Origin of the sequence: Galactobacter caseinivorans (assembly GCF_003640665.1) — a bacterium.
In the GTDB taxonomy this organism is placed as follows: Bacteria; Actinomycetota; Actinomycetes; order Actinomycetales; family Micrococcaceae; genus Galactobacter; species Galactobacter caseinivorans.
This window is the reverse complement of record NZ_QQXL01000005.1, coordinates 49,824-61,714: the sequence shown is the minus strand read 5'-3', so window position 1 is coordinate 61,714 and position 11,891 is coordinate 49,824. Positions and strand designations below refer to the sequence as shown.

Genomic DNA, 11,891 nt, shown 5'->3' with positions numbered 1-11,891 from the left:
TCACCATGCACCCCACCCCGCCGCGGAAGCGGACGCCCTCTCAGAGGGAACCGCTCGTTTTTTGGCTCCTCAGCGCCGGGCTCCTGTTCTGCTTGGTCATCTTCTGGGCTGTGGGCGGCGCCCGCTCCGGCATCACGACGGTCCTGATCTCCGCTGCCGTCGCGGTGGGCCTCTGGTTCGCGATGTTCGTGACCCTGATGATCAGAATCGGCACGCGCAGAAACAGGCTGAGGGAGGCGGGCATGCGAGCGGCTCGCACGCGGCAGGCCAATGCGCGCACCCGCCTGCAGTGGCTCACCGGTCGCGCCACCTCGGTGTTGGGCCGGGGCCCCTCCCCGCAGGCGCTCTTCAGGGTCTCCGCGCACAACGTGGCCCAGGGCTACGGCATGCCAGGCGGCGTCTCTCGCACCGCGGTGGAATACCTGATCACGTCCCGCGGCGCGGACCCCCTGGAGGCGGCCAGGCACGTGGTCCAGTACGAACTGACCCTGGCCACCGCCGCCCTTGGCCCCCTGGCGAATTACCCCTCCCCTCGTCATTTCCTGACCCGAGTCATGCGCCTCTCCCTGCTGCGCACGCGCGGTCACCTGGACGCCGCCGCGTTTGTGGTGGACGCCGTGGAGGCGTCCGCGCTCACCGCCGCCTTGGACTGGTGGGTGTCACAGCGGGACCCGGCGCTCGTCCCCGCGCACGGCGTTCAGGGCGCCCGGCGGGACCGGCGAGACCTGAGCGATCGCGGCGGCATGGATCCCGGCATCACGAACACCCCGCATTGGTTTGACCAAGGCGTCAACGACAACCGTGACGGCCGGGACGCGGACACCCCGCTCGACGGCGGTTCCCCCAGTGCCTGGAACGACGCCGGTTCCTGGGGCGGACACCCCGGCGAGTCCGCCACCTCCCACGATTCCGCTGGCTTTGGCGGGGACGGAGGATGGGGAGGAGACGGCGGCGGCTCGGGTGGAGATAGCGGCGGAGGAGGAGACGGGGGTGGCGGCGGCGGCGGCGACTAGCCGGGCGGGCACGCGAGCACTTACGCAGGGGCGTAGCCTCATCCCGTGACTGTCATCATCGCGTTCCTCGCCAACTTTCTGGTGGCCGTGGCCAAAACCATCGCCGCCGCCGTGACCGGCTCCGCCTCGATGATCGCGGAGGCGGCACACTCCTGGGCTGACTGCGGCAACGAGATTTTCCTGCTGATCGCCGACCGTCAGAGCAAGCGATCCAAGGATGTGCGCCACCCGTTCGGGTACGGGCGCAGCGCCTTTTTGTGGTCACTCGTGGCGGCCTTTGGCCTGTTCACGGCCGGGTCCATCGTCTCCGTCACCAATGGCATCTCGCAGCTGAGCAATCCGGAGCCGGTGGAGAGCCCGCTGGTGGCGTACATCGTGCTGGCCATTGCCTTTGTGCTGGAGGGAATCTCCTTCTTGCAGGCGTGGCGCACCTCCCGCCGGCTCGCCAAGGAGCGTCGCAGCAGCACCTGGGACTACGTGCTCGGCACCAGCGATACCACCTTGCGCGCCGTCTTCTTTGAGGATTCCGCCGCGCTCATCGGTCTCGTCATCGCGGGCGGTTCCATCGGAATGCACCAGCTGACGGGCAACGCCGTCTGGGATGCGGCCGGCTCCATCTTGGTCGGCGTGTTGCTGGGGATCGTGGCGCTGGTGCTGATCAAGCGCAACTTCGAGTTCCTGGTGGGCACTTCCGTGTCCCCCACCGTGCGCGACGCCGTGGGGCGGGCTCTGCTGGAGGCCCCGGCGGTGAACCGCGTCACCTACCTTCACATCGAGTATGTGGGGCCCAACAAACTCTTTTTAGTCGCGGAGATTGACCTCACGGGAGATCAGACCGAGCATGACGTGGCCCGCCGCCTGCGAGATGTGGAGCGCGAGATCGCCACGCATGAACGCATCGAGGCAGTGGTCCTGTCCCTCTCCGTGGATGATGAGCCGTCCTTGGAGTTTGGCCCCGCACCGGCGCTCTGAGGCAGGGGCGCCCCGCGCCGGCGCTGTGGCAAGCGCGTTAGCCCGCCGCGAGCTCTTCCGCCACGGCGGCCAGTTGCGCCGCGGCGATGCCCCACCCCTCGTCGAACCCCAGCTCAAGATGCTTGGCCCTGGACGCGGCGGAGTCGTGGCGCACCACGGCGGTGTATTCCGTTCCCTCCGGGTGATCCCGCAACAGCACCTCCGCCACGAGCGCCACCGGCTCCGGCCAGGCCGGGCGCAGCGCCGAGTCAATGACATTGGTGAAGACGAGCCGCTCGCCGGGGGTTGCGGCCACGAAGGTGCCATCCATGTGGTCCACCCAGGACTCGCCGTCCGGGCTCATGCTGGTGCGGAACGCCCCTCCCGGGGCCACCTCCAGCGCGTGGACTCGGGACAGGTAGGGCGCGGGAATCCACCAGCGCTCCAGCAACTCCGGCGTGGTCCAGGCCGCCCAAACGGCCGCACGCGGGGCGCGAATCACCCGGCGCACCACGAGGTCCAGGTCGTCATTCACCACGGGGTCCTCTGACTTCACGGGGTCCTCTGACATCACGGCATCTTCGGAGACCCCGGCGTCGGCGCTCGTCCCCGCATCAACAGCTTTCGCGGCGGCGACAAAGGCCCTGATCTTGTCCACGTCCTTCACGCCGGGAGCGGACTCCACGCCGCTGGAGACGTCCACGCCCCAGGGCCGCGCCTGCGCAACAGCCTCCGCCACGTTCTCCGGCGTCAGGCCGCCGGCCAGCAGCCAGCGCCCCTCCGGCCGCGCGGCGTCCAGGGCGGACAGGTCCCAGGTAGCCCCTCCACCAGGTTTGGGCGCGTCCAAGAGCAGCAGCTCCTCGCCGTGGGAGCCGCTCACTGGCGCCGGGTCGTGACGCAGCGAGGTGGCGCGCCAGAGCCGCGGGAAGATGGCGGCCGCCTCCGCGAAGTCCTCGCGCGAGTACGTGCCGTGCAGTTGCAGGGTGGTGACGCCGAGTTCCACAGCCAACCGAGCGGCGTCGGGCGCTGGGAGGTCGTTGACCACCAGGACCGTCTGCACCGCATCGCCGGCCGCCGCGATCACGGCGCGGGCGGTTTCCGTGTCCACGTGGCGGGGGCTGCGCGGGCTGATGACCACGCCGATCGCATCCGCCCCGGCATCCACCGCAGCGCGAACGGACTCGGGCGTGCTGAGCCCACACACTTTGACGAACATGGAGGTCCTCCTGGGGTTGGCCCTCATCCTGTCACCGAGCGGCGGCTCGCAACAGCCCTGCAGGGTCAGTGGCCGCGCAACCAGCGTTCCAGGTCGCCGCGGCGGCGCAGGCGAACGATCAGCAGGGTGGGGTCAGCGGATCGGGCCGCGGCGAGCATCTCGCGGGTTGCGTGGCGGGTGCGCCAGGACCACCGCACGATGTGTTCCGGGTCGGTGAAGATGCTCAGCAGCGGCGGCTCAACGTTCCCGTTGCACACCGGCGTGCGGTGGACGCGGCGGCTGACGGTCCGCCGGATCACCCGCCACAACGTCAGCAGCGTGGGGGTGTCCACCCACAGAATCAGCTCCGCGCGCTCAAGCAGGAGCTGGCGCACGCTGGCATATCCCCACTCGGTGACCCATTGCTCGGAGCCGGCCAACGCGGCGACGTCCTGCATAAAGGTGGGCGAGGACTTCCAGCCCGGGAGCCAGTGAACGGCGTCCAGTTCCGTGTACGGCAGCCCCCGTTCCGCTGCCACGCGGCGTGCCACGGTGGACTTGCCACTGCCGCTGGTGCCGGCCACCAGGATGCGGCTTGGTGCGCCCGGCGCGGGGGCGGGGGTCTCTGACGGCATCCGCTCAGCCTAGCGCGGCTCCCGCGCCAGCGCGCGGCGTTGGGTAGCCTGAATCAGCACCGTTCGCCCGCGGAAGGACCAGCATGCGCAGCTTTAGTCACAGCCCTGCCCGACGACGCGGGACCGGGTCCCAGCGCCAGGCGCGCGGGGCACGCGGCTGGGTCGCGAGCCTCGCGGTGCTGGCTTGTGGGTTGGCGCTCGCCTTTGGCGCGGCGCCTGCCGTGGCAGCGGCGTCGCCCGTTGTTGTGGAGTCTCCTGTGGCGGAGTCTCCTGTTGCGGCGGGGACCCCCGCGCTGGTGGCGCCCATGGGCAAGAACCTGGGCGGGGTGACGGTGGATGACACCGCCGGGGTGCTGAACCAGGCGCGTTTGAACGACCTGATGAGCAAGGTGGATTTTTACGAGCCCACCCGCGTGGCGATCTATACGCGCAAGGGCCAGTACTCGGACAACATCAACCTGAAGACGCTGCAGTACGCCAAGACCAAACATCCCGAATGGATCTCCGATGATCCGGCGGACTATGGCGATTATTGGGACGACGGGCTGCTGATCATCACGCTGAGCGTGGAGTCCGGCCGGACCGGCCAGATCGGCACGTACTTTGGCGAGGACAGGGCCGGGCGCACCTCTGACGACGCGGTGCTCACCAAGATTCACAAGGCGGGCACCTCAGACTTCCGACAGGGGCGGTGGACGGACGGCGTGGCCGCCGTGGCCCAGGCGGCTTCCAAGGAGATCAACAAGCCGTGGTACGCCAACCCCGACCTCTGGATCTTCACCGCGCTGGTGGTTGTTGGCGCCTTGGTGACGTGGGGGTCCATCGCCCGCGCGCGCTCCCAGCGTCGCAATGCCTTTGGTCAGCAACTGCAGCAGGGCATCCTCAGCCTGGCTCGGGTCACCACGGATCTGGACACCACGGAGCTCTCCGCCCGCACCCTGCCCACCGGTTCGGCGCACGCCGCGGACCTGGAGCGGCGCTTTGGCAACTTCATTCAGAGCTACCGCCGGGTCTTCACCGAACAGCAACAGCTGGAGGCCATGGGCCCCAAGGAACGCTCCAAGGCTCCCGCCGTGCACCGTGCCACCGCCTTCGCGGATGCCACCGCGGCCTTGGATTTCACGGACGATGCAATCGTGCAGGCAGCCGCGCTGTATACGCGTTCCGCCCGCTGGCATGACGCCTGGCGGGCCCAGACGGCGCCCTTGCTGGAGGACTTGACGGCACTGACGCAGTTGCCCGCGGCCCAGAATGATGCGGAGAATGCGGCCCTTGCCGCCCTGAATTCCTTCCGGATGCAGGCTCTGGCCCGGGTGGAGGAGATCAGCCGGGCGCTGGATGCGCAGGCGGCCACCGTGGACCAGGCCCTTGATGCGCTAGCGGATGTGCGCAAGCACCTCACCATCCGCCTGGACTCGCTGGCGCAGGTGCAGATCGATTCGTTCGCCAAGACGCAGAGCGAGCGGGAGCAGATGGAGGACCAGCTGCGCTCCGCCCGCTACAGCCAGGGGCGCCGCTACGGCACCGGATCCATCCTGGACGTCACACGTTCCGCTGACCTGTTCTGGCGGGTGACCAACTTCAACCTGGGATACTCGGCCGGTCGCAGCTCCGTTCAGCACAGCCGCCAGGCGGCGCGTTCCAGCTCCTCCGGCGGTGGCATCTCCCGCGGCTATGGCGGGGGCGGCGGCAGCTTCTCCGGCTCGGGTGGTTCCTCGCGGTTCTAGGCGAGGGGCTAGCCCTCGCCCTGCTGCGTCGCTCTGAACTCCGCCAGCAACTCGGGGTCCTCGCACGCGGCCGCAAAGGCCTTCAGGCGACGCTCAATCTCGCGCCCAAGCAGCCAGCCGCCCATCCGCTCCGCGAGGGGTTTGAGCCAGGCCGGCTTGCAGGAGAAGGTGTACTTCCAGACTGCTTGAGTGCCGCCGTCGTGCTCCGTGAAACGCCAGCCAGCGCCAAAGTTGTGGAAGAACCAGGGGCCGGTGACCATCTTCATGCCCACGTTGACGGGCGGTGCGTAGGAGACGTATTCGCTCACCATGCCCAGGCGCATGCGGGAAACGGTGCGCGTCTGCACACCCTTCCCGGCCGCCGTGGCACCGTGGAGGAATCCCTGTTGTGAGATGAAGGGGTCCCATTTGAGGCGGAAGTCGCCGGTCGTCTGCGAGAAGGCGAAGACCGTGGCGGGGTCAACGTTGATGTGGCGTTCGGCGCGAACTTGAGGCATTCGCCAACCTTAGCCGGAGCGGCTGGCCGGGCATCGGACGAGCACGCGGCGCAAGGTGTCAGAGCCCTCATCTAAGATATGTTCATCACTCGATACATATTGGAGGACCCTGCCATGAGGCCCCGTTTTGTTCTCGCGCTCGCGACCCTCGCCATCGGCGCACTGCTTGCCCCCGCCACGCCCGCCGCGGCCGCTCCCGTCACCGTGACGAGCGCCGTCATGGCGCCCACCGCGGTCAAGGCCAGCGGCAAGGTCACCATCAAGAAGCTCGGCAACAAGACGGTTGCCAAGGGCAAGAAGACCACCATCAAGCCCTCCTACAAGCGCGCCGGCAAGGTCAAGGTCACCTCGGCTCGCCTGTGGGCCACCAAGTCCGGCAAGAGCGTTGCCAAGAACAAGGCATCCGCGTCCCTGGGCGCCGGCACGTACAAGGTCAAGCAGAAGGTCAGCTACAAGCTGCGCTCGGGCAAGGGTTGGGGCAAGACCCGCTCCACCACGCTGAACCAGACGCTGAAGGTCCGCGTCGCGTCAGCGAAGCCGACAAAGGCGCAGAAGAACGCCCTGGGCGCGGCGCGGAACTACCTGGACTTCTTGCCCTTTTCCAAGTCTGGCCTGATCAAGCAGTTGCGATACGACGGGTTCTCCGCGGCGAACGCCAAGTGGGCCGCCGATCGCGTGGGCGCCAACTGGAACAAGGAGGCCGCCGCCGCGGCAGATATGTACCTCGAGATCATGTACTTCTCCCGCGATGGCCTGATTGCCCAGCTCAAGTACGACGGCTTTACCTCCGCGCAGGCCCAGTACGGGGTCAACGCGGTCGGCCTCTGACCCGGCGCCGAGCGAGACCAAGCGGGCCTATCGACGCCAAGCGGCTTACACGCCCGCTCCTCGTCGACAAGCCCGCTTGGACGGCGCGGAAACCCCCGCCGCACCACCGCACCCGTTCCACCGGGGCCACCCGGGCCACCCGGGCCTGTCACCATAGGTGAATGCGCATCTGGAGTGTTCACCCTCGCTTTCTTGACCGTCAGGCCCTCATCGCAGGGTGGCGGGAAACCCTGTTGGCACAAAAGGTTTTAGATGGCGGAACCAAGGGCTATAAGCACCACCCGCAGCTGGATCGCTGGCGCGAGACGCCGGAACCGCTGGTGTCCATTGGCTCCTACCTGTGGGGGCTTCGCGAGGAGGCGACGGCGCGCGGCTATCAGTTCGACGCGGGGCGCATCCTCTTCCCGCCCGCCGATCCGCGCGCCCTTGACGCGTCGATGCCGCTGAGCACGGGCCAGTTGGACTTGGAATGGCACCACCTGGAGGCCAAGGTGGAGGCCCGCTCCCCCGAGGTTTACGCGCGGTGGTTCGCACCCGGCGTCGAGCAGGAGGCCGCCCCGCACCCCATGTTCCGCCTCTTTGAGGGACCCCGCGCCAGCTGGGAGCGCAACTAGCGGCGCCACCCCCAGCCGATTCCCAGAAACTTTCACAGCGTGCAAGTTTGCACGGCGTGCACATTTCTACGTAGGGTAGAGCCGTGCCGATCACCCCTCCCCCAGCAGATGGCCTCTCGCGCCGCGAACTGAACCGTCAGGCCACCGCCCAAGCCATTGCCCAGGCCGCGCTCACCCTGGCGGAGGCCGATGACTGGGCCGCCGTCACCGTGGAGCGCGTGGCAGAGGAAGCCGGAATCTCCCGGCGCACCTTCTTCAACTACTACAGCTCCTTGGAAGAGGCACTCAACCGCCCCCTCCAGGTGCTGATGCAGACCGCGGCCAACCGCATGGCGACGGATCACGACCCGGCCGACCTGGACATCCTGGACCGCCTGCTGGAGGGCATCACCGAGGTGCTGAGCCTGGACCTCATGGAACCGGCGGCGCGCGTTCTGCTCATGGGCCGCGACAATGCCGCCCTGCACGCCGCCCAACTGATCACCTGGGAGCGTTGCGTGCAAACGCTCATGCCGCCGGAAGAGGGCACGCCCGCCGTGCGCCTCTACACCTCCACCCTGATCCGGGCGGCCATCGGTGCCGCGCAGGCAGCCTTTGACGCGTGGGGCACCCACCTGGTGAGGCCGCTGAGCGAATCCGACGTGGAGCGCCTGCGCTCCACCATCGCTGACGCGATCGGCCTGCTGCGCGACGGCTTTGCCCGGCCCTCCTGGCTCACGGAGGAAGACCTGGCCTCCTGCAACTTCTCCGCCCCCACCTTCATCATCTAACTCCGCTACCGCGCTTTCCCACCCCGCTTTCCCCACCCCGCAGCTTCCAGTCCCCACCGGGACGTTCACCGAAGGACACCATGGCCTCTCTCCTGTACCGCCTCGGCAAGCTCGCCGCCAGCAAGCGCTGGTGGTTCCTTGGCTCGTGGATTGTGGCGCTGGTCGCCATCGGCGCGGCCGCAGCACTGGGCATGGGCACGCTGAGCAATACCTTCACCATCCCGGGCACCCCCACCCAGATCACCCTGGACAAGATGAAGAAGGAGCTGCCGGAGCTGGCGGGTGGAACCGGATCGGTGGTGTTCCAGGCCAAGGACGGCACGCTGTCCGCGTCCCAAAAGGACACCATTGCGGATTCCCTCAAGAAGCTGAAGGACGAGGACCTGGTCAAGAGCGCCCTGGACCCGTTCGCCATGCAGAAGCAGGTGGACCAGGCGGCGTCCAAGATCGAGGACGGCAAGAAGGAAATTGCCACCAATCAAAAGAAGCTGGACGACGGCAAAAAGGCCCTCAGCGATGGCAAGAAGAAGCTTGAAGACGGCAAGAAGCAGATCGCCACGGGCAAGAAGGACCTGGACAAGAACCAGAAGAAGCTCACTGACTCCAAGGCACAACTAGCCTCCGGTCAGAAGCAGCTGGATGCTGGCCGCCAGAAGTTGGCCTCCGGGCAGAAGGAATACAAAGCCGGGTTGGCCAAGTACAAGAGCGGCCTGCAGCAGTACAACGCGGCCAAGGCCAAGCTCGCAACCGGGCAGAAGCAGTACAACTCCGGCGTGGCCCAGCTGGCCGCGGGCAAGAAGAAGCTGGCGGCAGGCAAGGCGCAGGTCGCCCAGGGAGAGAAGGCGCTTCCCGGCGGGCAGAAAAAGCTCAAGGCCTCGGAGGCCAAGCTGAAGGCCGGGCAAAAGGAATACCAGGCCGGCGCGGCGCAGCTGAAGCAGTTGCAGGGCGGCCTGGCCAGCATCCACAAGCAGTGCGCCCAGGCCCCCCAGGCCCAACAGGCCGCCTGCCGCGACGCCGCGGTGAAGCAGGCCGGCATCGGCTCCAGCTACGCCAGTGCCCAGCAGACCGCCAAGGCCGGCGCAGCCAAGTCCGCGGCAGCCAAGAAGCAGCTAGATTCCGGTGCGGCCCAGCTGGCCGCAGGCAAGAAGGAACTGGCCTCCAAGACGGCCCAGCTGAAGCAGGCCAAGAAGGCCCTGCCCGGGGCACAGAAGAAACTGGACGCCGCGCAGTCCCAGCTCGCCACAGCCAAGAAGCAGCTCAGCACCGGCCGCGCCCAGCTCAAAGCGGGCCAACCCACGCTGGCCTCCGCCAAGCGCAAGCTCGACGCAGCAGCGCAGCAGTTGGCCACGGGCCGCTCCGAGCTGGCCACCAACCAGAAGAAGCTCACGGACGGCCGCGCCCAGTTGCTCGCGGGGCAGAAGAAGTTGGACGCGGGGGCCAAGACGCTCAAGGACTCCGAATCCAAGCTGAAGAAGGAGGAAGCCAAGCTTCCGTCCGCGCAGAAGAAGCTGGACGACGGCGTGTCCAAGTTGGCCACGGCCCGCACCGACCTGGCACTCGGCGAGCGCACGGCGGACGCCTCCTCCACCATGCGCTTTGTCTCCACGGACAACACCACCGCGGTGTCCAACCTGCAGTTTGAGGGTCAGGTGGAGGCCCTCTCTGCAGCGGATCGCCAAGAGCTCCAGGACATCCTCAACGCGTCCACTAAGGACGGCGTTGAGGTGCTCTACTCCAAGGAGATCGTCTCCGACCTGAACTCCTTCTTTGGCCCGGGCGAGGCCATCGGCATCATCATCGCGGCCATTGTCCTCTTTGTCATGATGGGCACCTTCGTGGCCGCCGGCCTGCCCCTGCTCATGGCGATCCTGGGCGTGGGCGCAGGCGTGGGCGGCACGCTGGCCTTCTCCAAGCTCATCGACATGGCCTCCATTACGCCTGCCTTGGCGCTGATGTTGGGCCTGGCGGTCGGGATCGACTACTCGCTCTTCATCATGCACAGGCATCGCAAACAGATGCTGGGCGGAATGGAGACCATTGAGTCCATTGCGCGGGCCGTCGGCACCTCTGGCAACGCCGTGGTCTTTGCCGGCCTCACCGTGATCATCGCCCTCGCGGCGCTGGTGGTCCCCGGCCTGCCGTTCCTCTCCGTGCTCGGCATCTCCGCCGCGGCGACCGTGGCCATCTCCGTGCTGGTGTCCATCACCCTGACCCCCGCGCTGCTGAGCTTCATGGGCCGCAGGATTGCCTCCAAACGCGCCTGGCGCGCGGCACAGCTGCGACGTGAGCAGATCGCGACAGGCGAGGTGGACGTGGCCAGCGAGTCCGCACGCAAGAACCACCGCGGATGGGGCGCCCTCACCAGCCGCCGCCCATGGATCTTCACGGTGGTGTCCGTGCTGTTGCTGGCGATCATCGCTTTGCCTGCCCTCTCACTGCGCACCGCGCTGCCGGACGGCGGCCAGGAGGCCTACGGCTCCTCAGCCCAGCGCGCCTTCTCCACCATTTCCGAGCGCTTTGGCGGCGGTTACAACGGCCCGCTGATCGCGCTGGTGGAGCTGCCAGAGGGGCAAAGCAAGGACCAGGCTCAGAACACCATGCTGGACGTAGCGGATCAGATCCGCCCCACGGAGAACGTGGTGGCGGTGATCCCCGCCAAGGTGAATGATGACCGTACCTTTGGCGCCGTCCAGATCATCCCCAAGGATGGCCCCTCCAGCGCCTCCACCGAGGCCCTGGTGCACTCCTTGCGGGACAAACAAGCGCAGATCAAGGAGGCCACCGGCGCCTCGGTCGACGTGACCGGGCAGGTGGGCGCGCAGATCGACGTCTCCGAGAAGGTCACCCAGGCCCTCGCGCCCTACTTGGCCATCGTCGTCGGGCTCTCTCTGGTCTTGTTGCTCCTGGTCTTCCGTTCCGTGGTGGTGCCGTTACTGGCCACCGCCGGCTTCCTGCTCTCGCTCACGGCGGCGTTTGGCGCCACCGTGGCCGTGTATCAGTGGGGTTGGTTTGGGCCGGTGTTTGATGTGCACGCGACCGGGCCCATCATGAGCTTCCTGCCCATTTTGCTCACCGGCATCCTCTTTGGGTTGGCGATGGATTACCAGGTCTTCCTGGTCTCCTCGATGCGCGAGGCCTATGCCCACGGCGCGGATCCCAGGGACGCCGTGCGCAACGGCTTCCGCGCCTCCGCTCCCGTGGTGACCGCCGCGGCGCTGATCATGACCAGCGTGTTCTCCGGCTTCGTCTTCAGCCACCTGGCCATGATCCGGCCCATCGGCTTTGCGCTGGCGGTCGGCGTGCTCGCGGACGCGTTTGTGGTGCGCATGACCCTGACGCCCGCCGTCATGACGCTGCTGGGCAAGCACGCCTGGTACATCCCCAAGTGGCTGGATCGGATTCTGCCGGACGTGGACGTGGAGGGCGCCAAGCTCCAGCCCACCGCCTCCGGGCACGGCTCGCATGGGGCGCACGTGGCTGACCCGGTCGACGACGCGGAGCGGGCTGGCGCGCGCGCCTAGCGTGTGGCGCCACGCGCCTCACACCCCGCGACTCACACCCTCCCGCGCCAGAACGGCGCGGGAGGGTGTGCTGTTTGGTGGGAGGTCACGGCACGTTTTTTGACGGGTAGCGGCGCGGGGGCCGCTGTTAGCATGAGCTG

At 67.6% G+C, this 11,891-nt stretch carries 10 protein-coding genes; 7 read left to right on the top strand and 3 right to left on the bottom strand.

What is annotated here, in order from left to right:
• Positions 1-5: 5 nt before the first annotated feature.
• On the top strand, positions 6-1,013 hold the full coding sequence (locus tag DWQ67_RS08970; RefSeq protein ID WP_121485272.1) for a hypothetical protein: 1,008 nt from the start codon (positions 6-8) through the stop codon (positions 1,011-1,013).
• 45 nt (positions 1,014-1,058) lie between these two features.
• On the top strand, positions 1,059-1,985 hold the full coding sequence (locus DWQ67_RS08965) for a cation diffusion facilitator family transporter (RefSeq protein WP_121485271.1): 927 nt from the start codon (positions 1,059-1,061) through the stop codon (positions 1,983-1,985).
• Between the two features lie 37 nt (positions 1,986-2,022).
• Here the strand turns inward: DWQ67_RS08965 and trpF are convergent, their stop codons facing one another.
• Entirely contained in the window at positions 2,023-3,180 is a 1,158-nt protein-coding gene (gene trpF / locus DWQ67_RS14265; RefSeq protein ID WP_325049623.1) for a phosphoribosylanthranilate isomerase, read from the bottom strand.
• Between the two features lie 65 nt (positions 3,181-3,245).
• Positions 3,246-3,794 carry a P-loop NTPase family protein gene (locus DWQ67_RS08950; protein ID WP_121485270.1) on the bottom strand — a complete coding sequence of 183 codons (549 nt, stop codon included), beginning with the start codon at positions 3,792-3,794 and terminating at the stop codon, positions 3,246-3,248.
• Positions 3,795-3,877: 83 nt separating this feature from the next.
• On the opposite strand from DWQ67_RS08950, the gene DWQ67_RS08945 reads away from it, so the two are divergent.
• Entirely contained in the window at positions 3,878-5,521 is a 1,644-nt protein-coding gene (locus DWQ67_RS08945; protein WP_121485269.1) for a DUF5129 domain-containing protein, read from the top strand.
• Positions 5,522-5,529: 8 nt separating this feature from the next.
• Here DWQ67_RS08945 and DWQ67_RS08940 read toward each other — a convergent pair whose 3' ends face one another.
• The gene (locus DWQ67_RS08940) at positions 5,530-6,018 is read right to left on the bottom strand and encodes an SRPBCC family protein (RefSeq protein ID WP_121485268.1); all 489 of its coding nucleotides are present in this window, start codon (positions 6,016-6,018) and stop codon (positions 5,530-5,532) included.
• A gap of 114 nt (positions 6,019-6,132) precedes the next feature.
• Here DWQ67_RS08940 and DWQ67_RS08935 point away from each other — a divergent pair, with 114 nt between their 5' ends.
• The 4 genes from DWQ67_RS08935 to DWQ67_RS08920 all read left to right on the top strand — a co-directional run bounded on the left by DWQ67_RS08935 (position 6,133) and on the right by DWQ67_RS08920 (position 11,751).
• Positions 6,133-6,846, top strand: a complete 714-nt coding sequence (locus DWQ67_RS08935) for an Ltp family lipoprotein (protein WP_121485267.1) — start codon at positions 6,133-6,135, stop codon at positions 6,844-6,846.
• A 161-nt stretch (positions 6,847-7,007) separates the two neighbouring features.
• On the top strand, positions 7,008-7,460 hold the full coding sequence (locus DWQ67_RS08930) for a pyrimidine dimer DNA glycosylase/endonuclease V (protein ID WP_121485266.1): 453 nt from the start codon (positions 7,008-7,010) through the stop codon (positions 7,458-7,460).
• Between the two features lie 83 nt (positions 7,461-7,543).
• The gene (locus tag DWQ67_RS08925) at positions 7,544-8,230 is read left to right on the top strand and encodes a TetR/AcrR family transcriptional regulator (protein ID WP_121485265.1); all 687 of its coding nucleotides are present in this window, start codon (positions 7,544-7,546) and stop codon (positions 8,228-8,230) included.
• An 80-nt stretch (positions 8,231-8,310) separates the two neighbouring features.
• The gene (locus DWQ67_RS08920) at positions 8,311-11,751 is read left to right on the top strand and encodes an MMPL family transporter (protein ID WP_121485264.1); all 3,441 of its coding nucleotides are present in this window, start codon (positions 8,311-8,313) and stop codon (positions 11,749-11,751) included.
• Positions 11,752-11,891 lie beyond the last annotated feature (140 nt).